27 protein-coding genes and 1 pseudogene are annotated in these 23257 nt (G+C 28.7%); 7 read left to right on the forward strand and 21 right to left on the reverse strand.

Annotated elements, in window-relative coordinates; genetic code table 11:
• Positions 1 to 120: 120 nt before the first annotated feature.
• From WY13_RS21765 to WY13_RS08060, 3 genes are all read right to left on the reverse strand, one after another.
• Positions 121 to 630: a triple tyrosine motif-containing protein gene (locus tag WY13_RS21765; protein ID WP_242866384.1), complete on the reverse strand. Its 510-nt coding sequence runs from the start codon at positions 628 to 630 to the stop codon at positions 121 to 123.
• Positions 631 to 696: 66 nt separating this feature from the next.
• Positions 697 to 1845 carry a SpoIID/LytB domain-containing protein gene (locus WY13_RS08055; protein ID WP_242866386.1) on the reverse strand — a complete coding sequence of 383 codons (1149 nt, stop codon included), beginning with the start codon at positions 1843 to 1845 and terminating at the stop codon, positions 697 to 699.
• 144 nt (positions 1846 to 1989) lie between these two features.
• Entirely contained in the window at positions 1990 to 2421 is a 432-nt protein-coding gene (locus WY13_RS08060) for a MarR family winged helix-turn-helix transcriptional regulator (RefSeq protein WP_063555185.1), read from the reverse strand.
• A gap of 191 nt (positions 2422 to 2612) precedes the next feature.
• Here WY13_RS08060 and WY13_RS08065 point away from each other — a divergent pair, with 191 nt between their 5' ends.
• Together WY13_RS08065 and WY13_RS08070 are read left to right on the forward strand one after the other, a co-directional pair.
• Positions 2613 to 3293 (forward strand): YczE/YyaS/YitT family protein, encoded by a 681-nt coding sequence (locus WY13_RS08065; protein ID WP_063555186.1) that lies wholly within the window; start codon positions 2613 to 2615, stop codon positions 3291 to 3293.
• Positions 3294 to 3444: 151 nt separating this feature from the next.
• The gene (locus WY13_RS08070; protein ID WP_063555187.1) at positions 3445 to 3693 is read left to right on the forward strand and encodes a hypothetical protein; all 249 of its coding nucleotides are present in this window, start codon (positions 3445 to 3447) and stop codon (positions 3691 to 3693) included.
• A gap of 329 nt (positions 3694 to 4022) precedes the next feature.
• Here the strand turns inward: WY13_RS08070 and WY13_RS08075 are convergent.
• Positions 4023 to 4268: pseudogene (locus WY13_RS08075) on the reverse strand (ISNCY family transposase); the annotation flags it as partial.
• A gap of 124 nt (positions 4269 to 4392) precedes the next feature.
• Here WY13_RS08075 and WY13_RS21345 point away from each other — a divergent pair.
• On the forward strand, positions 4393 to 4551 hold the full coding sequence (locus WY13_RS21345; protein ID WP_192845008.1) for a hypothetical protein: 159 nt from the start codon (positions 4393 to 4395) through the stop codon (positions 4549 to 4551).
• A 54-nt stretch (positions 4552 to 4605) separates the two neighbouring features.
• A complete protein-coding gene (locus tag WY13_RS08080; protein ID WP_063555189.1) occupies positions 4606 to 5283 on the forward strand; it encodes a phosphatase PAP2 family protein in 678 nt (225 codons plus the stop codon).
• 61 nt (positions 5284 to 5344) lie between these two features.
• Here WY13_RS08080 and WY13_RS08085 read toward each other — a convergent pair whose 3' ends face one another.
• The gene (locus WY13_RS08085) at positions 5345 to 6667 is read right to left on the reverse strand and encodes a sensor histidine kinase (protein WP_063555190.1); all 1323 of its coding nucleotides are present in this window, start codon (positions 6665 to 6667) and stop codon (positions 5345 to 5347) included.
• 288 nt (positions 6668 to 6955) lie between these two features.
• Between WY13_RS08085 and WY13_RS08090 the strand changes: the two genes are divergently transcribed.
• Positions 6956 to 8227, forward strand: a complete 1272-nt coding sequence (locus WY13_RS08090; protein ID WP_063555191.1) for an IS110 family transposase — start codon at positions 6956 to 6958, stop codon at positions 8225 to 8227.
• A 409-nt stretch (positions 8228 to 8636) separates the two neighbouring features.
• Here the strand turns inward: WY13_RS08090 and WY13_RS20485 are convergent, their stop codons facing one another.
• From WY13_RS20485 to WY13_RS08160, 16 genes are all read right to left on the reverse strand, one after another.
• Positions 8637 to 8780, reverse strand: a complete 144-nt coding sequence (locus WY13_RS20485) for a cyclic lactone autoinducer peptide (RefSeq protein WP_082848442.1) — start codon at positions 8778 to 8780, stop codon at positions 8637 to 8639.
• A 217-nt stretch (positions 8781 to 8997) separates the two neighbouring features.
• Positions 8998 to 9132: a hypothetical protein gene (locus WY13_RS22075; protein ID WP_278321778.1), complete on the reverse strand. Its 135-nt coding sequence runs from the start codon at positions 9130 to 9132 to the stop codon at positions 8998 to 9000.
• Positions 9133 to 9189: 57 nt separating this feature from the next.
• A complete protein-coding gene (locus WY13_RS08095) occupies positions 9190 to 9540 on the reverse strand; it encodes an SdpI family protein (RefSeq protein ID WP_063555192.1) in 351 nt (116 codons plus the stop codon).
• Between the two features lie 70 nt (positions 9541 to 9610).
• On the reverse strand, positions 9611 to 10810 hold the full coding sequence (locus tag WY13_RS08100; protein WP_082848443.1) for a D-glucuronyl C5-epimerase family protein: 1200 nt from the start codon (positions 10808 to 10810) through the stop codon (positions 9611 to 9613).
• 209 nt (positions 10811 to 11019) lie between these two features.
• Positions 11020 to 11307: a putative quinol monooxygenase gene (locus WY13_RS08105; protein ID WP_063555193.1), complete on the reverse strand. Its 288-nt coding sequence runs from the start codon at positions 11305 to 11307 to the stop codon at positions 11020 to 11022.
• 102 nt (positions 11308 to 11409) lie between these two features.
• Positions 11410 to 12606, reverse strand: coding sequence for an alpha/beta hydrolase family protein (locus WY13_RS08110; protein ID WP_063555194.1), 1197 nt, complete (start codon positions 12604 to 12606; stop codon positions 11410 to 11412).
• Between the two features lie 2 nt (positions 12607 to 12608).
• A complete protein-coding gene (locus WY13_RS08115) occupies positions 12609 to 13250 on the reverse strand; it encodes a TetR/AcrR family transcriptional regulator (RefSeq protein ID WP_063555195.1) in 642 nt (213 codons plus the stop codon).
• A gap of 128 nt (positions 13251 to 13378) precedes the next feature.
• The gene (locus WY13_RS08120) at positions 13379 to 13756 is read right to left on the reverse strand and encodes a hypothetical protein (protein WP_063555196.1); all 378 of its coding nucleotides are present in this window, start codon (positions 13754 to 13756) and stop codon (positions 13379 to 13381) included.
• A 124-nt stretch (positions 13757 to 13880) separates the two neighbouring features.
• Complete coding sequence (locus tag WY13_RS08125) at positions 13881 to 15332, reverse strand: sensor histidine kinase (RefSeq protein WP_192845009.1); 1452 nt, start codon at positions 15330 to 15332, stop codon at positions 13881 to 13883.
• 22 nt (positions 15333 to 15354) lie between these two features.
• Positions 15355 to 16689 carry an erythromycin esterase family protein gene (locus WY13_RS08130; protein ID WP_063555197.1) on the reverse strand — a complete coding sequence of 445 codons (1335 nt, stop codon included), beginning with the start codon at positions 16687 to 16689 and terminating at the stop codon, positions 15355 to 15357.
• A gap of 12 nt (positions 16690 to 16701) precedes the next feature.
• On the reverse strand, positions 16702 to 17475 hold the full coding sequence (locus WY13_RS08135) for an ABC transporter permease (RefSeq protein ID WP_063555198.1): 774 nt from the start codon (positions 17473 to 17475) through the stop codon (positions 16702 to 16704).
• 14 nt (positions 17476 to 17489) lie between these two features.
• Positions 17490 to 18311 carry an ABC transporter permease gene (locus WY13_RS08140; protein ID WP_063555199.1) on the reverse strand — a complete coding sequence of 274 codons (822 nt, stop codon included), beginning with the start codon at positions 18309 to 18311 and terminating at the stop codon, positions 17490 to 17492.
• Between the two features lie 15 nt (positions 18312 to 18326).
• Positions 18327 to 19064 (reverse strand): ABC transporter ATP-binding protein, encoded by a 738-nt coding sequence (locus tag WY13_RS08145; protein ID WP_063555200.1) that lies wholly within the window; start codon positions 19062 to 19064, stop codon positions 18327 to 18329.
• Positions 19065 to 19398: 334 nt separating this feature from the next.
• Positions 19399 to 20082, reverse strand: coding sequence for a response regulator transcription factor (locus tag WY13_RS08150; protein ID WP_063555201.1), 684 nt, complete (start codon positions 20080 to 20082; stop codon positions 19399 to 19401).
• 283 nt (positions 20083 to 20365) lie between these two features.
• Positions 20366 to 20902 (reverse strand): CDP-alcohol phosphatidyltransferase family protein, encoded by a 537-nt coding sequence (locus WY13_RS08155; protein ID WP_063555202.1) that lies wholly within the window; start codon positions 20900 to 20902, stop codon positions 20366 to 20368.
• Between the two features lie 40 nt (positions 20903 to 20942).
• Entirely contained in the window at positions 20943 to 21341 is a 399-nt protein-coding gene (locus tag WY13_RS08160; RefSeq protein WP_063555203.1) for a DUF5391 family protein, read from the reverse strand.
• 116 nt (positions 21342 to 21457) lie between these two features.
• Between WY13_RS08160 and WY13_RS08165 the strand changes: the two genes are divergently transcribed.
• Positions 21458 to 22147 (forward strand): response regulator transcription factor, encoded by a 690-nt coding sequence (locus WY13_RS08165; protein WP_063555204.1) that lies wholly within the window; start codon positions 21458 to 21460, stop codon positions 22145 to 22147.
• A gap of 19 nt (positions 22148 to 22166) precedes the next feature.
• A complete protein-coding gene (locus tag WY13_RS08170; protein WP_063555205.1) occupies positions 22167 to 23219 on the forward strand; it encodes a sensor histidine kinase in 1053 nt (350 codons plus the stop codon).
• The last annotated feature ends 38 nt before the right edge of the window (positions 23220 to 23257 follow it).

Raw genomic sequence — 23257 nt, forward strand, 5'->3', positions numbered from 1 at the left:
GAAGTACTTCTAATACTAATTTTGCTTTGAATTCAGAACTATAATTTTTTCTCATGTGATTCACCATCCTTAATAAAAATATTATGGAGAACCTAACTAAAAAGCAAGCATTTTTTTGTCTTAATTCTTGGGTCCATTATAATAATCCTTTGTTGAAAGTGAATCTTTCACATATACTGTTATATTATAATTTCCTGCACCATTAACTTTGTAAAGTAAATTTGCATTACTGCTATAGTCTATAGTTGTCAAAGTTGTTCCACCTAGTGAAATTACATATTTATAAAGGTAACTTCCAGAACCTGACGAAGCAGTTGTGTTTATGTTACCAGTTTGTCCAGTTAAATATTGTGGTTTATTAGTAGTTAAGTTGTTTATAACAGGACTTCCATAAACCGTAAAAGAAGATGTCTTTGTATCATCATAATCAGCTGTGGAATTTTGATCTTTCATATAAACTTGCACAGTATAATTTCCTTGAGTACTTGGCACATAATCTAGTGATGAAATATTATTATAATCTTTTGTGTATACAACATTAGTTCCATTCTCTACTACATACTTATATAAATAAGTTCCACTGCCAGATGTTGCCGCTGCATTAAAGGAAATAGTATTTCCAGTAAGCAAGCTATTTGTGCTTTGAGTAAAGTTATTTAAGATAGCACTTGTAATGAGATTCTGTAAATATACATTTTAATAATAGAATTTTAAAATCTGATCATAAGTTTGTCCTACACTGGCTCTGTTTTTAGCTCCGATCTGGCTCATTCCAAGACCATGTCCATTTCCCATTCCTGAAAAAGTGTATGCTCCATTTACTGCATCATAAGTTACAGTATAAAGATTACTTGGCAGTCCAAGGAAAGTTCTTGTACAATCATTTGTTACAGATTTTGTTTGCACCGTACCTGCTGCATCCTTATAAATAATATTAATGTTTGACACTCTACCACTTGTAAATTTAGTTATTGAACTTAAATCTAAACTTACAAAGGTATCTGTAGAAGCTATATATTTCCTATTCACTAAAATTGCTTGTATCTGTGCATTGGTCAATACTATGTTGCCATTAGGCCAAGGTAATTTTTCAAATGGATCTTGTACAGATCGTAGATATGGAACATAATTTCCCCATACATTTTCACTATCTTCTGAAACTCCCCCACGCCAGGCGGAATACAAAGTTTCCACTAATTTATCATTGTATAAAAGAACTTGTCCCTTAGTTTGATCCACAGCACTAATCACATTGGTAAGGCTTGCATCATAACCTTTATATGTCTGATAAGCTGGAGTGTCATCAAAATCATAGCCATTAGCTGTTGCATATCCTATTCGTGATATTGCATAATTTCTTGCTGCCACTGCTTGTGCCTTTAAGGCCTCAATTGGGCAACTATTATCCAATTCATATCCTACTACACCTTTTAGATAGCTTTCAATATCAATCATATTAATAGGCAAAACTTTTCCATTATAAAACTTGATTACAAAGGAACCTAAGTACTTATTTGATACTGAACCAGAAGTTAGAGTTACCAAGTTAGAGCTATTATTTGGAGTTAAAGTAAGCTGACTCTGTACTACTCCATTTAGTGTGATACTTGTTCCGCTTATCCCAAAATTTAAAACAGATCCAAATGGATATACTTGTCCATTTAAAGTATAATCTCCATTTAATGCAGCAGTAATAGTGGTAGAGGACATGCTTAAAAGTCCTACCTTTACATTATTAAAGTAACCACTGTTTTGATAAGTATAAGCTTTTTGCGCAAAGGCAATTAAAAGCATAGCAATAAAGAGACTACATGTTATAAAACTTGTAAAATATCGTTTAAACATAAACCATCCCCCCCTCCAGATAATTTAGCCTTTAGTAAAGTATCGATAGAATACTTATTAAATGGACTGGGATCTGGAGGAAAAAAAACGAAATCACACGATAGTACTTGTGATTTCGTATAATATTTGTTTTAAATTGTTACTTTAAACTAATTTTTTGCAATTTTTAATACTATTCTCCATAACCTTTTCCATTAATTTTTGAAAAACGTCACATTCTATATCACTTAAATTTTCAGTCAATCTATGATGCCACTCATCCTTTATTTCCAATATTTTTGGGTAGATAGTCATAGCTTTATCTGTAGGAAAAATATTGAATGCACGTCTATCATTTGAATTTATTATTTTAGTAATAAATCCTTTTGTTTCAAGCTGTGATAAAACCTTTGCTACAGTGCTCTTATCTATAATTAATCGTTGGGATAATTCATCCTGTGTCTGTCCAGCATTTTCACAAATACAGACTATATACATAAATTGTCCACTAGTAATTTCTAACTTTTCAAGATGCTCTGTATAAAACATTTGTGTACGGCGATGTGCCACAGAAACATATTTTGATAAATCCTTCATAATAATCCTCCTAATTAAAGTTTTATATGCAACTTTAATTTTAAAATAAGCAAACTATTATGTCAATAAATCTCCTAATAATAGAAATAAATCAGCCTAAATATTGACACTCTATTAGTGAAACATTATAATAATAGTTGCATACGAAACTATTATTATCAATAAAACTTTTTTATTAGGAGGCATTATTAATGTCAAAACTTAAAATAGTTATAAGATATTTTATATTTATAGCTGGCTTATTTTTTATGGGTTTAGGAATAAGTCTAACCACAAAATCAAATATGGGAACTTCACCCATTAACAGTGTACCATATGTACTTTCCATGATATTTCGTCTTACACTTGGACAATTTACCTTTTTGTTGAGTATTTTATTTTTACTTACAGAAATAATTATTTTAAGAAAAGATTTTCCAAAAGAACAATTTCTTCAAGTGTTTGTAGGCCCATTTTTTGGTTTGTTCGTTGATTTAGGAATGAACATATTTAGTTTTTTAAATCCCAATATTTATATAGAAAAAATAATTGTTTTACTTTTTGGCTGTTTTGCTCTTGCTTTAGGAGTATATTTACAGGTTATTGCCAATGTAATTATAAATCCTGGAGAAGGTGTTGTAAAAGCTATTGCTAATAAAACAGGGAAAAAATTTGGAAACATAAAAATTATGTTTGACTCCACCTTATGTATAATTGCAATAGTGATTTCACTTTTTACTTTTGGAACAATAAGAGGAGTACGAGAAGGGACAATAATTTGTGCTGTACTTGTAGGAAACATTACAAAAATATATAGTTTTATTTTTGAACATTTTAAATATAAAAAGACTAAATATGAAACTGAGAACTATGAAAGTAGTCAGAGTATATAATATTCTAACTACTTTTAGTTTATCGTAAATTTAGCTCTCCTTCAAAATCATTTTTTTAACAATATAAGTTAGAAATTTATTTTTATCTACAAATTTCTAACTTGTATATGATATACTATAAAAAATATTACATATTTAGGGGAGGTTCATAATGAAAAATAAAACAAAATTATTTGCAATTGGATTACTTTCAGCTGGAGCTTTAATTCATGTTATTCATAAGGTAAGAAAAAAATCTAACTCAGAAAATATGATTATAATATCAGATGACGATTCTGATATTGATGATAAGTTAAGGCTACTTCTATCTCAGGGCAAAAAAATTAGGGCAATTAAAGAAGCTAAACATGATTTGCACCTTAATTTAAGAGATGCCAAAAAATATGTAGAACAATTATAATCTATACATTAATGTAGAAATTGAAAAAGCTCCGGATTTCCGGAGCTCCCTTTTTAACGTCATCAATACATTTAATATTTCAAAATCACTAAAATAATTAGGAGATATTCATGTGGTAAATTTAAATAGTAAAAATGTAACACAAATTTTAATTATATAGTGTATTTTTCACCTAGTTTGTAATATAATAGTAAATATGTAGAGTGAGTGGATTACAGGAAGCTGTATACATTCACAAAACTATGTCATGCATGAAAAAACTTATATGGGCAAGTAGCTTTTAGCCGAAGTTACTTGCTACTTTCTTTTTTAGGTTTGTCTACATCGACCTCCTTGAGAACAGGTATAAGAGATTTAGAATCAGCAAGAGATTTATCTTCGTCCAGTGAATGAGATTTTTTCTCAATAACAATATCAGGATGTGCTTTCTTAAAAGTTTTAAGCTGTTTTATGATGCGGTTAGCATACTTAGGGTTGTTTTCAGTAACAAAAGCTTCAATACCAGAAGTATCAAAAATAGTCATAGAAGCAAGTTTGGGGTCAATTTGCTGGCATATTGGTTCAGTAATATCAATTCAATTTTAACATAAATCAGTGAGGAGTTATTTTATTTTGTTACAAAAAATATACCGCATTTATGCGGGTTGTAGCGTTTCGCAAACGCCTACTAATTGATTTGCATAAGAAAGGAGTTTGTTTATGGAACAGAATAAAAAGGCAAATAAAAAAAGTTATTCTTATTTGGCTCTTGGAATAACTTTAGGAATTCTATTTGGAACATCATTCCATAATCTTGCTTTGGGAATAGCACTTGGCTCTGCTTTAGGTATAGCTTTAAGTGACAATAAAACAGCTTAGTATTACAACTTTATAGTGTTAATAAACTTTGGTATATTAACAGGAAGGAAGAAAATGATGTTATTAGCAAAAAATACTTATAAAAAATACAACCACTTTTTATCGTTAACTATATTTATATTTTTAACCTTATGGTTTGCATATCTAAAAAAAGCTATAGTTTCTCAACATATTATGTATTCTTATCTTGATTCTAAAATACCTTTTGTGAAAGAATTCGTTTTAGCATATTATTTCTGGTTTGCTTATATGTCTATTGGTTTTGTATACCTTGGTTCTGTATCAAAAATAGATTTCTATAAAATGGAGTTATTTCTTTCATTAAGCATGACTATTTCCTTTATAATATTTATACTATATCCAAATTCTCAATTTCCCAGACCAAGTGTATCAGGTAAAGATATTTTTTCTCGGCTAGTTAACTTTATTTATGACCATGATGGTACAAACAATGTATTTCCGAGCATTCATGTTTGTAATTCCATTGGAATTCATATAGGGTTAATTAACTGTTATAAATTAAAAGATAAAACTTTAATTAAAAATTTATCACTTATAGCTACACTATTGATATGTGCTTCTACAGTATTTATAAAACAACATTCAATTATAGATGTTGTTGGAGGAATCATTCTTGCTGCAATAATTTACATATGTATTTATCAAATACCAAAATTATTTATATCCTCACTAAAAATAGGAAACTTAAAAATTGAAAACAGGAAATACTAATTCGATACCTATAATTCTCAGAGATAATGAATAGATCTATCTTAGGTTATAGTTCCATTATTTATCCTTCTATCTTAAATTTCACTAAGAACTTAGTGATTTCAGGACTACTTTCCACATATATTTTCCCATTATTTTCTTCGACCAATTGTTTAATAATATACAATCCAAATCCATGGTCACTTTTCTTAGTGGTTTTTGTGGAAAACCCTCTATCAAAAATCTTTTTTCTCATGTTCTCTGGAATTACATCCCCATTATCAGCTACTTCAATACAAAAATCTTCATGTTCTGTAAAAGTACTGACGGCTACCTCCTTATAATCTGTATATGTCTTAGATTGAAATGCTTCAAAAGCATTGTCTACCAAGTTGCTTATTATACTTATCAATTCATCCTGCCTAATTTTTATCAAATCAAAGGGTTCATCAATCATTACTTCAAAGTTTATGTTATTTTTCACAGCATAGCTGTTTTTGATGGATAATAATCCGTCTATGTAATCATTTCCCGTATCCAAGTATTTAAAATTTGATTTTACAGTATCTGAAATTTTCAACACATAGTCATTTATTCTTTCAACGGTATTAGGCTTGTTTAACAAACATAACCCCTGTATAACATTAATATGATTTCCAAAATCATGTTTTTCCTGCCTTATTATGCTAATTATTTCCTCCATGTTTTTAATTTGACTTTCCTTAACTTTATACTTAGCATTTATATTTACAAGTGTTTGTTTTTCTTTTAAGTTTTTGAATTTAAAAATTAAAAATATGAAATATACGGTAAAAACTAAGATGTTATAGGTTTGTATATTTTTTATATTAAGAATGCTAAAGTTAATACAAAATGCAAAGAGAGTAACTACTCCTGATTCAATTATTAAGTTAGAAAAAACGACTCCTTCTTTTTCAAATATTTTGAGTTTAACAAAATAGGAATTAAATTTAAAAATCATAGCTACAATAAAAACTTGTAATACTTTAGAAATTATTATTGTAAGCCAAAAATATATAGGCTTTAAAATAGTTTGATTTAAAACTATGTTATATGCAAACATTTCAATAACTTGAATAAAAAATTCTGTACTAAGAATTATTGTAAAAAATAAAGAAACTATAACCATGGAATCAAAAATTCTTATTTTTGTAATCCATGCTAGTAATACGATATCAAATATTACAAGAATCAGTGAATGATAAGCTATCATTGTATGAAATGTAATCAGATAGGTTATAAAAACATACAATATGCAAAATAACCCTGCTCTAACTTTTTTCTGTAATATAAATTTTTTTTCATTATGTAATGATTCAAAAATAACTAAAAGAAGCAAAGCTTCTATGATATCCATAACTATTTCTCTTATAACATCAAGCATAATAACTTTCATTCCTTTCACTGTGCTCAAGGCACAAAATTTAATTAAAGTGATTAGTCTTCAAAACATTGTCAATAATTATAGACAAGTATACAGGTGTACTACAGAGCACGGCGGAGGAAGTGTGATTTTAATCCGCATAATAACATGTGCCGAATACTTTTTTAAGTACAAATAATTGTGCCAATGAGCACGTAAGTTAATCTTTGTTTAAACAAAGACCGTTTAAGATTATGGGTATTCAGTCAACACCTGTGTACTCTATTTTTTTATTTGTAGGTGATATATATGCTAAAAATTGTTTACAAAGTTTGCTGTGGTATGGATGTTCACAAGAAATTTGTAGTTGCAACAGTAGCATCCACAAATGAAAGTAACATCACTACTTACAAAACTAAACAATTCAATACTTACTCCCAAAACCTTTATCAATTAAAAGAGTGGTTGGCTAAACAAAATTGTAAAGATGTTTGTATGGAGAGTACCGTAAAATATTGGATTCCTATTTACAATATCCTTGAAGACTCTTGCAACATTACCTTGGCTAATCCAAGGTATGTTAGAAACATTCCTGGCAAAAAAACTGACAAACGTGATGCACTTTGGCTTGCAGATTTGCACAAACATGGTCTTGTCCCTGGGAGCTTTATCCCTCCTAAAAATATTAGAGAACTACGAGATCTTATGTGCTATCGTTTTAAACTTACCAACATTCGTTCAGGTGAGAAAAACAGATTGCAAAATTCTCTTACAGTATCAAATATAATGCTTTCAAGTGTTGTATTAGATACCTTTGGAAAATCCTCATCAGCTATAATTAAATATGCTATGGATCATCCTGATAAATTAGATATTGATTACTCTCAATTTTTACACAAAAGTATGATATCTAAAGCTGATGAAATTAAACTTGCTATGCAGGGTAATATTTCTAAAGAACAAAAATCTAAAATGTCTATATGTTTAAATCATTATGACTATATTAATTATTGTATTTCTCAACTTAATAATGCTATAGCATTAGTTTCCAGTGATTTTACTCCACAAATTAAAATTGCGGCATCTGCACCTGGGGTAACGATTCAATCTGCTACATCAATTATCTCTGAAATCGGCATAAATATGTCTGTTTTCAAAGATGCAAAGCATCTTTGTTCTTGGGCTGGTGTTGTTCCTCAAAGTAATGAAAGTGCTGGTAAAAAGAAAAATGTCCACATAAGTCGTGCTGGTGTTTATCTAAAACCTATTCTTATTCAATGCGCAAACGCAGCAATAAAAGATAAATCTTGCCCTTATTTTAGACACCGTTATGAGTGTATAAAGAAAAGACGTGGACACAAACGTGCAATTATTGCCATTGCCAGAATGCTTTTAACTTGCATTTATAATATGTTCTTAAAAAATGAACCTTTTGATAATTCTATTTATGAAGAATATTTAAAAAGAGAAAATTCCAGTAAACACATTAATCCTAATATAGATAGAATTATTTTATTTCTTAAATCTCAAGGCTTTGAAATAAATAAGATCAATAAGGACATATCACCTCAACCAATTTAATATTGAGTCGACATTAATTATTTTTTATAACTTCTATTTTTTTGACCTTTTCGCTAGGTTTTTTTGTTATGCTTAAAATTCTGATTAACCTCAAACTTTTCTTTCAAGTTAAGCCTCCTTTAATTCTAGATTTTCTTATAACTCATATTCCACTGAATGCATAAAAATAGAAGTTATTTTATAGCTTTATACAATTTTTCCCTTTATGTGGCATGAACTTGCGAATATTTATCTATATTTTTAGATTAATACATTGATAACTAACGAATTTTTAAGCCTAAAATTAAAATATCGTAAATATGAAAATCATTGTGCGGAATATGAGTTATAATTGCTTTAAGTTAAAAATTAAAAATTTTATATTCTTCATTAAAATTTTTAACCTAAGCATTTATAAGAAACTAAACAATTACTTTAAGAGTTCATCAGGACATTTGGGTTGATAACAAGAACCCGCTGATGCTGGAGTTATAACTAATGCTGCTAGAAACAAAGACAAAAATCCTACCATTTTCATACTTTTTTTTAAAACATTCTCTTTTAAATTTTTCATTTTTCATATACCTCCTATAATGTTTTAATTTATAAGTTCTACAATAATTTAGATTTTCCTGCTATATATTACAAAAAAAATAAAAATAAGAAAATTAATTTTTATTTTGTAAATATTTTACATATAGGATTTATAAAAAAATGGAACTATATTAGACTATAGCTCCATTTTTTTGATACGATAAGGCTTATTAGTACAGCAAGGCCTATTCTATAATTTAACTCTTTTTAACAGAATTATATTTTGATTTAGTTTTATCTTCAGGATTTATATATTCAAATTCTCCTTGTGAATTTTTTCTTATTCCCATCTTTTCATATTGCTTATCTTTAACTTTGCGCTTATTAACCATTAATATCACCTCTAGCTTATTATCTATAATAATAAGCCATTATATTCAAATCAACCTTTATATTCTTTTTACTCCATTTTTATCAAATAATTTTCTTAAATGAATTTCCGTAAGAGGAATCGAAGCTAAAAGTAAAATTACAGATATCCTAGATGAAACTGATAAAGCAGTATAAATATTATTTTTATACACAAAACTACATATTGCCCCTATTATTAAAGATGCAATGCCAGCATATATCATTATAATACTTGAAAATCTATTTCCTTCATCCCAGGTATCATTATTTTTCATAGAAAAAGGTGTTCTGTATCCCATGATCCCATTTATATGTTCCGGAGGCCACAATTTAAATATAATTCCTATAATAAGTACACTCATTCCTACTAAATAATTTTGGATTGACATAATAAACTCCCCCTATTCACATTAATATAAGAAATTATACCATCAAATATAGAAAAGTAAAGTTTATTTTTTATATCAGTGTGACATAACTATTCCATAAATCTCTCATATCCTTAAAATACTTGTCTTTGGTAATATAATATATTGTGTCAAGCTGCTTTACATGTACAGAATGATAGTATCCTGCACTATTAGGTTTGGATTTGTTTGTTATATAATACAAATCATAGCTCGTAAAACCTCCAATATCGTAGTAAGGCAAAATACATTTGAGGCTGTCAATTCCCTTATTGAAATACTCATAGGCAATATTGGAATAGTACTTGTTTTGAGCTTCTTTAACGTGCCACCAATCATATAATCCCATTAAAGTGAAAATGTATCCATTTAATGTATAGGAACTAGTAGTATTTACATATTCCTGAAAAAATATCTTGTTTCTCAAATTTGTGTCCAGCGTCTCCAGCGTATCCATTACACCTCCTTCTGAAACAGGTGTAATGAGATATTTTAAAGCTTTATTTCCAGCTTCTATATATTTTTCGTCTCCTGTTATTTTAAACGCCCTTTCAAATACACTTAAAGCCTGACCTTGAGCCATACTCGATGTCCATCCCGGTTTCAAGTCCTCATAGTGATTGTATACAAAGTCATATTTTAAAGCACCTCTTTTATCCATGTAATTAATTAAAAAATCAGCACAGTTTAAAAAACTTTTTTTTGTATCATTTCCATTTATATATTTGCCATACATAGACAATGCATATAATTCTACTGATACAGGATTATAATAAAACTTACCACTATATTTACGCATAGGTATATTATTTGAATCAAACTTAAAATCATCACAGTTTTCATCATTACTCTTTTCACAATCAAAATAGCACTTATAGGGACTATAATAATGGCTTAATTCAACTGAATATCCCTTTAACTTATACTCCTCTTTTGATCTAGACACTACTTGAATAAAGTTTGGATAATATCTATATTTTGTGGAAACTGGTTTTTTTACCTCAGCTAGCTTTTTATAGACAAGTACTTCATTTTTAATATGACTTGGTGCCTCACTCTTTAGTATTAAATTATATGCTTTAATGGCAGAATCAAATTTTCCTAAAGTGTGATACTTCTTGCTTGTACAGAGCATTTCATTAAATGTAGCCTTTTTATTTTTACTATTTAAACGTACTGAGGCATACCCTATATTGCTGCTAAAAATAATTATAATACTAAAAATTAGTAATGTCTCTTTTACAAATTTCATCAGTTTTCTCCTTTTTCAATCAAAATTCTAACTATTAGTATTATTTTTCAAATGTGTAGTTTTTATTAAAAATTTACATATAGAATAAACCTCACTTCGTATAAATTCATATAATTAAGAATTTACAAAAGTGAGGTTTTTATATAGAAACTCCATGCTAATAAGTTCTATGTTGTAATCCTATACTTTGTGTCAATAAATAATTTGGATTAGAAACAATTAGTATATACGTTTATATCCATATCCTTTTCTTGAATTTTTGCAAGTTCTGCCATTATTCTTACAAAATGAGGTGACTTCATGTGTCTAGTCAAACCATCTTCATCCTTCCATTCTTCTATAAAAGTTAGAATTTGTTTATCACTAATATCTTCATATAAATTATAAGCTATATTAGCTTCTTCTTTTAAACTTTCTGTAATCAACTCAGAAGAAAGTTTCTTGAATTTTTCTATTTCACCTGCTTTAACACAGGCTTTTGCTACAACTTTAAGCATACTATGTCACACCCTTCCTTAAATTATAAACATTATATCATATAAATGTCAAAATAAGAACATTCATGTCACACTCTTTTCTTAAAATATATAATTCATATTCTAATGTTTTTTATTTAAGATTGTTTCAATCCAGTTAAAAATACGTTCACCTGCAATTAACTTAGCTCCAACCTGACAGTGTTCTTCAGCTCCTTCTTCTTTAGTAAAAAGCATAAAATCCTTTTTACATTTGAGATCATCATAGAGAAGTTTAGCTTGTCCTTTAAAGTATCCTTCATTTTCAGTATCAATAACAAGTGTAGGGCACTCAATTTTTTCTACTATTCCTTTAAGGTAATAATTTTCTGTTTTTAGGAAGCACTCAGCAGGCGTCTTTGCATCAAATACATACATTGCATTTGAAATTGACCACTTAATCGCTGAACTTTTTTTCATCTCTTCATACATACTGTTATTAACTTCTTCTGGATTATTACGCACATATTCGAAAAAACCTTCCCTTGAAAAATTAGAAGGTCTCCTGAACCCCATGAAATCATATACCCCTCCATTAGCAATGCAAGCTGCTATACGTTTTTCATATGCTGCCGCTCTTGGGGCAAGATATCCTCCAAAACTTTCTCCCATAAGCACAATACGATTTGGATCTATCTCTTTTCTTGAAATTAGATAATCTATTACAGGTGTTACAACTTTCTCATAATCATATCTAAAGAATAAATGCTGCTTTCTCACAGCTTCTCCCTGTCCAGGACCTTCAAAGGTAAAAAAGTTCATACCCCTTGCTAAGGCTGACATTGCCATTCCATAAAATTCTTCTTTAGTTCCATCAAATCCATTCACAAGAACTAAAACAGGTCTTTTTTCATCTCCTTCATGATAAAAATGTCCTGGAAGTGTTGTATTTTCGTATGGTATTTTAACAGCTTCTATAACAGGTTTATTTAATTTCATAACCTTGGAAAAACATTTAACACCTGCATCATAGAGTTCATTTATTCTTGAATCATTTGGATTCTCATGCAAATAAAATTCAGCTGTCCTATAATAATTAGAAGCTCTGAGATATGCCCCTTTTGCACTAACCAAATGGCCTTCCAAATAACATTTGTCTGCAAATGCATGAATTCTCTTTGCAAGTTTAGTCCATTCTGTGCACCAGCTTTCAAAATTTCCTTCTAATATCTTGTTTGCAGTTGAAATTACTTCTCCTATATCAGAAGCTCCAGAAGCAGCTCCTCCAAGAAGCCTCAATACCTGAAATGAAAATTGCTCATCTTTAAAAATTACCTTCATAATTAATTTTCTCCCTTCACTAATTGGTCAATATTGGGTATATTTAAAATTCCTTTATGTACTCCTAATATTCTTTCAGCTATATCTTCAGCAGCTTTAGCCTTTATTTTTAAATCTTCAAGATTTGTATGGAAAATTCCAGGATCAAACATAAATCCAGTAGCTACCAACATATACTCTGCAGCTTCTTTTGGATACTTAGTATTAAATGCTCCCTCAATTACTCCCTGTTCTATAATTGAAGCATAAACAGGTATTAGTTTATTTATAGAATTTATAATAAATTTTTGGTGAACCCCAGCATTTTTTTCAGTATGAAGCTCTAAAAACAAATCATCTTGTCTTCTATTTAAGTCAAATTCAATTTTTGCAATTAAATTGAACTTTTGAATTGCATTTAGATCTTCTCGTTTTTGAATATCAATAATTTTTTCAACTCTTTCTTCTGATAAATTTTCAAGTACTGCAAGAAAAACATCCTCTTTGGATTTATAGTAAATATAAAATGTACCTTGAGCTATACCTGCTAATTTTACAATGTCGCTTATTACTGTCTTTTCATAGCCTTTTTCTCTAAACAGCCTTTGCGCTGCTTTTAATATATCTTTTTTCCTCTCTTCTGGTTCTTTAACTGTCCTACTCATTTTTTCCTCCTCATTTTGAATGACATCATTCATTAAATATATAATATCATAATGAATGATGTCATTCAACAAAAAGTTATATTTAACTACCCTATGTTAAATATAGAGCAGTTAAATATAACTTTAATTTAAAATGTGCCTCCCTTTAAAACATTCATTAATTGTAATAAGTCTGTTTCATTAGCACCTTGTTTTTTTAACTTATGGTCGATAGACATATGAATTTTACCTGATAAAGCGGATAAGCAATATTGTGTTGCATCATCCCCTGTTAAATTTTTCGACAATTTTTGCTTTTCCATTTTATCAATAGGAATTTTACTTATTAAATGCTTATTATTACTTTCATCTACTACATATGTACAATAATACTTTCCTACTTTTTCTGATATAACTTGTTTACTTTTTTTTGATTTCTTTGTATCATTGCTGCCCTCTTTACTATCTGTTACTACAGGATAAGCATAAGAATTACCACTAGAAATACTATTTACAGATAAACTCATTTTGATACCTCCATAATGGAATTTTTATTATATATTGTATATTATAGCATATTATTTTTCTAACCTTGAAGAACAATGCCTTTCAGAAATCCTATGCTTATCTTATTTACATAATAATTTCTTTTCATCTTCTTTTAATAGATATACAAACTTTAACCTCAGCTCCACCTTCATCATTATTTTTAACTTCAACAGCACCACCTAATTTATCTACCAAAGTTTTAACAATATAGAGTCCTAACCCTGAATGTCCTTTTCCCTTTGACCTGGATTCATCCCCTTCATAAAACTTTTTAAATACATTTTCTAAATCTTTTCTTGAAAATCCACATCCAGTATCGCAAACAGAAAGAATCACTTTATCTGAATTTAATTTTAAATTTAAAGTTATTCTTCCATCTTCTTTAGTAAACCTTAAACTATTTGAAACTAAATTATCAAGTATTTCTGACAATACATAAGTATCTATTTTTATTAGGGCATCAGAGCTTCTCAAATCTTGAATATTGCATACAAACTTTACTTTTTTACCCTGTGCTAGTACATCATAATCCATACCTTTTTCGTTTATATAAGCTATTAAATCACATTCACTATCACTTAGTTTAAAAGTTTCACCTTCAATCTTAGTTAGTAAATTTATTCTTTGAACTTGATTAGACATTCTATCTATATTTCTGTCTATTAAATTTAAATACCTATATAGCTTATCCTTATCCAATTTCTTACTTTCTAAAAGTCCCTCTACATGCCCTTTTATAATTGTAATGGGTGTTTTTAAATCGTGTGCAACATCACTTACTATTTCTCTTCTCTCTTCTTCCATTTTCCACTGGTTTTCTAATGACTTCTTTAAATCTACTCTCATATCCTCAAATGACTTGCAGAGTTTCCCAAGTTCATTATCATTTTCATAACTTATCTTAAACTCCAAATCCCTAACTCTTATTCTTTCTGCAGCCTCCATTAACTGTTTTAAAGGTACATTTAATTTCTTGTTAAATCTACGACCAAAGAATATACTAAATAATATGATATAAACAAATGGGGAAAATATTACAAAAGTATCTGAATACCTAGCAATAAAGTTAAAGTTAGGATTTTTAGCACTACTTCTTATATAATATTTTAATATAACCATTCCTTTTAAGTCTTTGTTATCTATAATAGGGATAGACATTATAATTTCTGGATTTATCCGTCCATTAATTTTGGTTGTTTGATCTTTACTTATAGGCACTTCTGATGCAATAGGCTTTTTAAAATGGCCATAAGAAAGTCTGCCAACTGAATCTACTACCTCATATTCAATACCAACTGTAGGTATTACTTTTTCAAGTTCATTTTTAAAATCTTTATTTAATATTTTATCCTTATTCTTATTTATATATTGTTTTATTCCAGGTGCTAAATCACTATAATAACCTGCTCTTAATATTACTCCTTTATCAATAAGATAAATATCCAATATTAAACCTACTATGGCAAAAAAAATACTTAATATAATCACCAAAATCACTGAAATCATAAATTGTCTCTTAAAAGTTATATTTTTTATTATATTTAATTTCCCCATATGTAATCTGCTCCTATTATAATTAGTTAGGCTCTGCACTACTTGTGGTATCTACAAATATCAATCCGTCATATCGAAGGTCTAAAATTTCAGATTCAAAACTTTCATTTTCTCCAGGAAAAACCGCACCTATATTATGACAATATTGAGGTTTTGATAAAATATTTTTTGCATATTCATTTTCCTTACAAGTGTTGAAATCAATGAAAAAAATAGGATTTACCTTAGAGAAGATGTATGCTGCTGAATTTTCTTTTGCTGCTTTTAAGGTACATTTTCCATTAACTGCTTGTCCATTTTCCTTATTTGTATAGTTGGCTCTTAAATCACCTTTATTAAACTCAAAGCCAATAACATACATTTTGCTGCCATACATATCATATAAATTTGAGCCCATTCTCTTTACATTTCCTTCTGGATATTCTGAATTTGAACCACCAAACTTGTCTATTCCTTTTGACACATGTAGATTATGTGCCCACAGCATTATCTTGCTGCCTTCTCCTTCATGGTCTAAAATCCATTTTACATTTTCCGCCATATATTTATCTCTTTTAGTTTCTTTTTGAAAATCACTGCCTCCTGTGCCGAACATATCATAAAACTCACATATGACATTTAAATTTTGCATATAAAGCTCATATTGTTCTTTTGAAGACTTTTTTATATATTCATCTTTGTTTTTTTCAAAAATATTTTTTATTTCCTTAATGCCATCAATTGGAAGCTGCTTTTTTACTCCATAATCCAACGTTCTGTCATTAAACTTTGAAAGCACTTCATGTACACTCACTTCATAGGATGGATCAACTTTATTTAAATAATTTATAACATTTTGAGCTGCTGTATGGCTGGACTGCATGTCAAAACCATAGAATTTAATTTTCTTTTCATGTGTTTTATTGTATTCCTTCATCCATTCTACCATATCTAAAACTTCCTTAGTATCCCAAGTCCAAAATCCTAAATTTTCTATAAGCTTAATTGGATCGCCATTTCCATTTAGAATGTAGTCATTTACTGCCATACAGTCAGGCTGTGAAGCTTCCATGGCAAAAACATTATAACCCATTTCTTCCACAAGGAACTGAAACATTCTATGTTTCATCTGAAAAAATTCTTTAGTTCCATGGGTAGCTTCTCCCATGGTAACAATTCTTTTATCCTTTAATATAGGTTTTAAAGGCATTAAATCTTGAAAACCACTATTATACTTTACTGTTTTTAAATTCACCGCTTTAGTTTTAAAAGCCTGTACAGCTTTATTTGATTTATATTTACTATATTGGTTATTAAATTCAATACCTATTAGGATAAATATAAACGCAGAAATCACTATAATTATAATTTTTTTCAATAAAATCAGCTCCTAATAAAGATAATCTTTCTTTTGCCATAAAAATATACTTACAAGTAATCCCCCAAGCAAGGTGCTTATTAAAGTAATGTAAAAACTCATAGGAGCTGTATTTGATAAAACATGAAAACCATATTCTGTAGTTTTATCCAAAAACTCAAAAAGTTTTATATATAAGCTCAAACCTACAAGTGCAGCTATAACAGCTAAAATTGAAATTATAGAATTATTTATTACTAATCCAATAATGCTTGATATTGATAAGACACATAAAGCTATTATAAATTGTATGATGAAAAATTTAGTAGTGTATAAAAGTGCTCCAGACATTGAAAATTTCTGTTGTATTTTATAAAACTTTACACTTGATACATTAGGCATAAACAGATATCCGAAAATTGTACTTATTATAAATGCTATGAACATTAGTATAAAGGTAGTTATAGTTAAGGCTGCCCATTTGCTTACTATGAATTCATATTTTTTATAAGGTCTTGTTACATACATTCTAAAAGCACCTATAGATTGCTCATAATTAATTGAAGATATAAATAAAATAGGTAAAATTAAATATACTAGTTCTACTCTTATATCATAAAATGCAAAAGGTGAAAAATTAAGTCTGTTCAAATCTACATTATAATTTACGCCGTCATAGGACCCCTGCGGACTTATATACCTAAATATACACATTAGTATTATCATACCTAAATAAAATACTAATAGTAATTGGTTTCTTCTATTCTCAAAAATTCTTTGAAATTCTGAAGCTATTAATCTTTTCATATTCGTGTTACCTCCTAACAATAACAATCTTGATCACTAAATAAACTATGTGCAATTAAATAAAAAACAATTATGTGAAAAGCAATGGATGTAAATATTATCCCCACTTGCTGAGGCGTTTGTGCCAAAAGTGTTTCTATCCCTATATATTGAATTCTTGTAATAAAAGAAAAGTATAAAATGTTATATATTTGAGAAGTATTATCCATAAGAAAGGAAAATATCTCTGGTAAAATTATAGATACAAGTATAAATGCTAAACTAGCTGAAAGTGTACCTATAGTAGTTTTGCACATCATTGATATACACATAATAACTGATATAACAGCAGCTAAAACTAAAAAGGCAATAACATAGTATTTTATATTGTAGATCATACTTTCATTTATTGTAAATTTATTTGAATAATAAGGAAACTTAACCTCCTGTTTTGATAAAGCTAAATATCCTAAAAAGCTGCTCAAAATAAAATTCGTAATTAAAAGTAAAAATACTGTACTCAACGTAACTAGATACTTTACTTTGAAAATTTCACTAAATGAAAAACTTCTTAGCATTACCATTCTCATTTGCCCTTCTCTATACTCACTGGTCACAGCCATAATAATAAGAAGGATTACTATAACATCAAAAAACAATATGCTTTCGTTTCTTAAGATTGCACTTGGGAAATTCAAACAAGAAACATATTTAGGGCTATTTGTAGTAATTAAAGCATCTATTTTAATATAGTGTTTTATAGCCGCTATAATTACTAGTGGTATTAGCATAAATGAAATCCATGTAGATTTTCTATTCCACAATCTTTGCCATTCACTAATAAACAATTGTTTCATAATCACATCTTCCTCCTAACATCCACTTACTAATTTTATAAAGGCATCCTCTAATCTTCCACTTTTGCCCATAGATTCTAGTTCATCCTTACTTCCCTGCCATATAAGTTTCCCTTTGTTTATTACTACAAATCTATTGCAAAGTTGTTGAAGTTCATCTAGCAAATGACTTGATATAAAGAAGGTTATTTTCTTTTCTTTTTGAAGCTTAAATATAAGTTCTCTTAAATCTCTCATGCCCATTGGATCAAGTCCATTTGCAGGTTCATCTAAAATAATTACTTCTGGATTGTTTAAAAGTGCTTGTGCAATTCCAAGTCTCTGCTTCATTCCTAAGGAATAAGTTTTAACTTTATCTGAGCCTCTATCTTGAAGGTCTACTATTTTTAAAACCTCCTCCACTTTTTCTTTTTGTTCAGACTTAGACATACCTGGATTTAACATAGCTAAGTTTTGAAGATTTTTTCTTCCTGACATATATGGAAAGAATATAGGTTCTTCAACTATTGCTCCAAGTTTTAATAATGCAGTTTTTCTTTCTTTGACTACATTAGCTCCATCTATAGTTACTTCTCCTTCCGTAGGTGAAATTAGATTTGTTATTACTCTGATCATAGTAGTTTTTCCCGCACCGTTAGGTCCAATAAAGCCACAGATATCACCTTCATGAACATTGAAGGAAATGTTTTCTAATATAGTTTTTTTCCCTATTTTTTTGCTCACATTTTTAACTGTGATTTTTTCACTTGACATAAATTAATGCCTCCTAATTACTAATACTTTTTAAACACAAGGTAATTATAAGAGACAATTTTAAAGTTTTCTTAAAGTTTTATATTTATCCGATGACTATTTGCTCTAATACTCCCACTTCTTCAAGTAGGAGTAAAGAGCAATTACGTCCCTGGATAACGATTTTCCCTAAAGGATAACGCCTTCTAAGTGCTGAAGCACTAAGAAGCCTGTTAATAAGCATCAGGTGAAGTTAAAACTCAATCTGATGCCAAGAACTCTGTTTATTGCATAAAAAATAGACTAAACCAGATTTTTGGCTTAGTCATATTTGCCCATAGAAATTTTAATAGTCTTACTTTTCCCACTTATACCCTACTCCCCAGACAGTAGAAATATATTCTTCTTCAGGATCAAATTTTTGAATCTTATGTCTTATCTTTTTAACATGCTCTGCTACCGATGCTGAATCTCCTTCAGCATCATACCCCCATACTTTCTCGTATATCTGTTCCTTTGAAAAAACTTGTCCACAATTTACCGACAAAAATTCAATTATATCAAATTCCTTCTTAGTTAAAATTACTAACTGGCCATTACAGTAAATTTCTCTATTTCTTAAGTTTATACTCACATTTTTAAAGTATAAATTGGCCTTTTCAGAATTATTTGTGTTTCTTTTTTCTCTTCTCAAATGAGCATGTATTCTCGCTTTTAATTGTCTTAAACTAAATGGCTTTTGAATATAATCATCTCCACCAGAAGCAAGTCCCTTAACTATGTCTCTTTCTTCTCCTTTAGCAGTTAAAAAAATAATTGGACAACTTACTATATCTCTTATATCATTACATACCTCATATCCATTTTTACCTGGCATCATAATATCAAGTAATATTAAATCTGGATAAAGCTTTATTTTTTCCATGGCTTCTTCACCACTAGAGGCAGTAAAAACTTCATAATCATCTTCCTCCAATGAATCTTTTAAAAAAGATATTATATCCTCTTCATCATCTACTACTAATATTTTTTCTCTCAATTTTTATCACTCCAATAATAATTCTTATATCTGCTTTATTTTGTCCGATCGCTACCATTGCTAACACCCCATCGCACACAGCGAAAGCGACTATCACCAAATCAAAGATTTGGGATATCTGCTTTTCTATCAAAGTTGGGGATAAGCACTGCTACGCGCCTGGATAAGTTCTTCCCCTAAAGGATAACGTATTCTAAGTGCTAAAGACACTAAGAATACTGTTAATAAGGTTCAGCTGGATGAAAGTCATCCTTATAAAGCAAACTCCATCTGAACCTAAGAATCACTTGATAAATAAACTTTTTCTATTTATTTGTAATTCACTTGAAAACAAATTAATCAATAATTCCTCAATAGCAGAAATGCTTGCAATAGTACAAACTATATACATAATCATATTTGATTGCACAAAGGCAAGTGATATTATAAATGCAAACAGTATAACTCCTGTAAATTTATTTCCATAAGTATGGAGCATCTCAAAAGTTTTATACTTTATAAATATTATTATCATTGATATTATTTTAATCATTGCTATAATGAAAACCCAGATGATAATTCTAATTGTCAGTTTAATAACTGGATACAGTACAATTATTAATACCAATATCATTATAAAATCCCCAATAGAATCAAGGTTATCGCCTAGTTTACTAACGGTATGCGTTTTTCTTGCTATATATCCATCAAGAACATCAGTAATTTGACAAGCAAGAAAAATTATAAAAAATGGTCCACTCAAAGGCTTTACAAATAACATCATAATTTCAAGAAATACTCTTAAAAGCGATATGCAATTTGCTACTGAATTAATTATCATAAAATTATCCTTCCTCGTATAATCATATTTATCCTTACTTTTATGATGAACGAAATACTACTAAAAACCAAATAGCATTTACAATTAACGATGCAATACAAATAACTCCTATTAGTGTATATAATGAATTTTTAGCAAATAAACTAGACATAAAGACGACTGTCATTAATGAAAAATCTGATAATACTCCAATGGCAAGAACAAATGCCATTACAAATCTCACTGCTCTTATTCCTAATATATAAATGATTAAAGGTAATATATACAATAATAAAACAATACCCACAGATAACCACATACCAAAAGAATTGAATTTATTAGCATGTGGCCCAGAATTAGCAAGCGGCGAAAGAGAACTTATAACTATTAGCGAGCAAAAAAGTACTGCAGAAACTAATGTTATAAAAATAACCTTATACTTATTTTTTTGTTCTATCATTATTTAAGCATCCTTTCTTAATTCTTCTATTTTGTTTCAGTAAAAAATGAATTATTAATTATATTATATTATGATAAAATGGAAATAAGCAACATTACTTTTAAGAGGTGTATTGAATGTACAATATAATGTTAATTGAAGATGATAAAAAATTAAATAGTCTTATAAGAAATCATCTTAAAAAGTATGGATATCAAACTTGCTGTGTAAATGATTTTTGTGATATAAAAACTGAATTTATTAAAAATAACCCCCATCTTGTTCTCATGGACATTAACTTACCCTTATATGATGGCTTTTACTGGTGCAGAGATATAAGAACAATATCTAATGTTCCTATAATATTTCTTTCAGCTAGAAATTCTGATATGGATCAAGTTATGGCCATTGAAAATGGAGGAGATGATTATATAACCAAGCCTTTTTCCTATGATGTACTCATGGCAAAAATAAAGGGAGTTATAAGAAGAGTTTATGGAAGTTACTCAGAAAACAGCAGCAGTGAAGTATTTGAATCAAATGGACTTTTTTTGTATTTAAATCAAAACGTAGTAGAATACCAAAGTAAAAAAATAGAACTTAGCAAAAAAGAATTTCAACTTTTATACTCTCTAATTAAAAATGCAAATAAAATTGTCTCAAGAGAAACATTACTGGAAGTTTTATGGAATGATATTGACTTTGTTGATGACAATACATTATCCGTTAATATGACCCGAGTGAGGAAAAGACTTGAAGAACTTGGAATTACTAAAGTTATTGAAACCAAGCGTGGGCAAGGTTATAAAATAGTCCCTAATTGGTAAAACAAAGCAGGTGGAATAAATGAATTTCAAAGACTTTCTTAAAGATAAGATACCTTTTGCAGTAATTTATTTTTTAGCTACTGCTGCAGTTATACTTGTAATGTATCTTACTTTAATCATAAACAAAATTGAACTTATGAATAATAACATACTTTACGCCTGGTTAATTTCAATAATCTTTTTTATACTATTTTTAATATATGATTACTTAAAAAATAGACATTTTTATAATCAGCTAAATGTAATGTTAAATGCAAAGGAAGATTTAGATAACATACTTAATATAGGTAATTGCAGCACTCATGAGCAGGAAATGTTTAAAAAGCTCCTGCTTAAAACTTATAAAATCTACAATAACAAAACTATAAAATTTGAAGAAACACATAAAGAATACATAAATTTCATAAATAAGTGGGTACATCAAATGAAAACTCCTGTATCTGTTATGAATCTGATACTTCAAGATGAAATAAATGAAGAAAATAGAGCTGTATTTGACAGTATATTAGAAGAAAATGAAAAGTTATCTCATGGTCTTGATATGATCCTTTACAATGCAAGACTCAATGAATTCAATTTCGATTTTAATGTTGAAAGTTTAAATATAGTATCTATTGTTAGAAAAGTTATTAATGACAATAAAAAGTCTCTCATAAGAAATCACATATTTCCTAAGCTTACAGACAATACATCTATAACAGTAGAAACAGATAAAAAATGGATTTACTTTGTTATAAATCAAATAGCTGTAAATGCTATAAAATATTCAAAGCTGAAAATTCAAGACAACAAGTACATTACCTTTAAAATGAAAGCTGAAAATTCAAAAATTATATTATCCATAAGTGATGAAGGAATAGGTATACCAAAAGAAGATCTAAGTAGAGTATTTAATGCTTTCTTTACAGGTAAAAATGGAAGAAAAAGTGATGAATCCACAGGTATGGGAATGTACCTTGCAAAGAAAATATGTGATAAACTTGGTCATGAAATTCTTGTAGAATCAGAAGAAGGCAAAGGTTCCACCTTTTCTATTGTATTTTTCAAGGGTAAAAACTTGTTTAAATTTTAATCTTTCAATATTGTAAGATTAAAATTGTATTTGAAAGA

This window comes from Clostridium ljungdahlii (assembly GCF_001636845.1).
GTDB lineage: Bacteria > Bacillota > Clostridia > Clostridiales > Clostridiaceae > Clostridium_B > Clostridium_B ljungdahlii_A.

Excerpts from the sequence above, each read along its gene's own strand:
- WY13_RS08055 (WP_242866386.1), bottom strand. The coding sequence starts at position 1,845 with ATGTTTAAACGATATTTTACAAGTTTTATAACATGTAGTCTCTTTATT.
- WY13_RS08060 (WP_063555185.1), bottom strand. The coding sequence starts at position 2,421 with ATGAAGGATTTATCAAAATATGTTTCTGTGGCACATCGCCGTACACAA.
- WY13_RS08065 (WP_063555186.1), top strand. The coding sequence starts at position 2,613 with ATGTCAAAACTTAAAATAGTTATAAGATATTTTATATTTATAGCTGGC.
- WY13_RS08070 (WP_063555187.1), top strand. The coding sequence starts at position 3,445 with ATGAAAAATAAAACAAAATTATTTGCAATTGGATTACTTTCAGCTGGA.
- WY13_RS21345 (WP_192845008.1), top strand. The coding sequence starts at position 4,393 with ATGGAACAGAATAAAAAGGCAAATAAAAAAAGTTATTCTTATTTGGCT.
- WY13_RS08080 (WP_063555189.1), top strand. The coding sequence starts at position 4,606 with ATGATGTTATTAGCAAAAAATACTTATAAAAAATACAACCACTTTTTA.
- WY13_RS08085 (WP_063555190.1), bottom strand. The coding sequence starts at position 6,667 with ATGCTTGATGTTATAAGAGAAATAGTTATGGATATCATAGAAGCTTTG.
- WY13_RS08090 (WP_063555191.1), top strand. The coding sequence starts at position 6,956 with ATGCTAAAAATTGTTTACAAAGTTTGCTGTGGTATGGATGTTCACAAG.
- WY13_RS20485 (WP_082848442.1), bottom strand. The coding sequence starts at position 8,780 with ATGAAAAATTTAAAAGAGAATGTTTTAAAAAAAAGTATGAAAATGGTA.
- WY13_RS22075 (WP_278321778.1), bottom strand. The coding sequence starts at position 9,132 with ATGGTTAATAAGCGCAAAGTTAAAGATAAGCAATATGAAAAGATGGGA.
- WY13_RS08095 (WP_063555192.1), bottom strand. The coding sequence starts at position 9,540 with ATGTCAATCCAAAATTATTTAGTAGGAATGAGTGTACTTATTATAGGA.
- WY13_RS08100 (WP_082848443.1), bottom strand. The coding sequence starts at position 10,810 with ATGAAATTTGTAAAAGAGACATTACTAATTTTTAGTATTATAATTATT.
- WY13_RS08105 (WP_063555193.1), bottom strand. The coding sequence starts at position 11,307 with ATGCTTAAAGTTGTAGCAAAAGCCTGTGTTAAAGCAGGTGAAATAGAA.
- WY13_RS08110 (WP_063555194.1), bottom strand. The coding sequence starts at position 12,606 with ATGAAGGTAATTTTTAAAGATGAGCAATTTTCATTTCAGGTATTGAGG.
- WY13_RS08115 (WP_063555195.1), bottom strand. The coding sequence starts at position 13,250 with ATGAGTAGGACAGTTAAAGAACCAGAAGAGAGGAAAAAAGATATATTA.
- WY13_RS08120 (WP_063555196.1), bottom strand. The coding sequence starts at position 13,756 with ATGAGTTTATCTGTAAATAGTATTTCTAGTGGTAATTCTTATGCTTAT.
- WY13_RS08125 (WP_192845009.1), bottom strand. The coding sequence starts at position 15,332 with ATGGGGAAATTAAATATAATAAAAAATATAACTTTTAAGAGACAATTT.
- WY13_RS08135 (WP_063555198.1), bottom strand. The coding sequence starts at position 17,475 with ATGAAAAGATTAATAGCTTCAGAATTTCAAAGAATTTTTGAGAATAGA.
- WY13_RS08140 (WP_063555199.1), bottom strand. The coding sequence starts at position 18,311 with ATGAAACAATTGTTTATTAGTGAATGGCAAAGATTGTGGAATAGAAAA.
- WY13_RS08145 (WP_063555200.1), bottom strand. The coding sequence starts at position 19,064 with ATGTCAAGTGAAAAAATCACAGTTAAAAATGTGAGCAAAAAAATAGGG.
- WY13_RS08155 (WP_063555202.1), bottom strand. The coding sequence starts at position 20,902 with ATGATAATTAATTCAGTAGCAAATTGCATATCGCTTTTAAGAGTATTT.
- WY13_RS08160 (WP_063555203.1), bottom strand. The coding sequence starts at position 21,341 with ATGATAGAACAAAAAAATAAGTATAAGGTTATTTTTATAACATTAGTT.
- WY13_RS08165 (WP_063555204.1), top strand. The coding sequence starts at position 21,458 with ATGTACAATATAATGTTAATTGAAGATGATAAAAAATTAAATAGTCTT.
- WY13_RS08170 (WP_063555205.1), top strand. The coding sequence starts at position 22,167 with ATGAATTTCAAAGACTTTCTTAAAGATAAGATACCTTTTGCAGTAATT.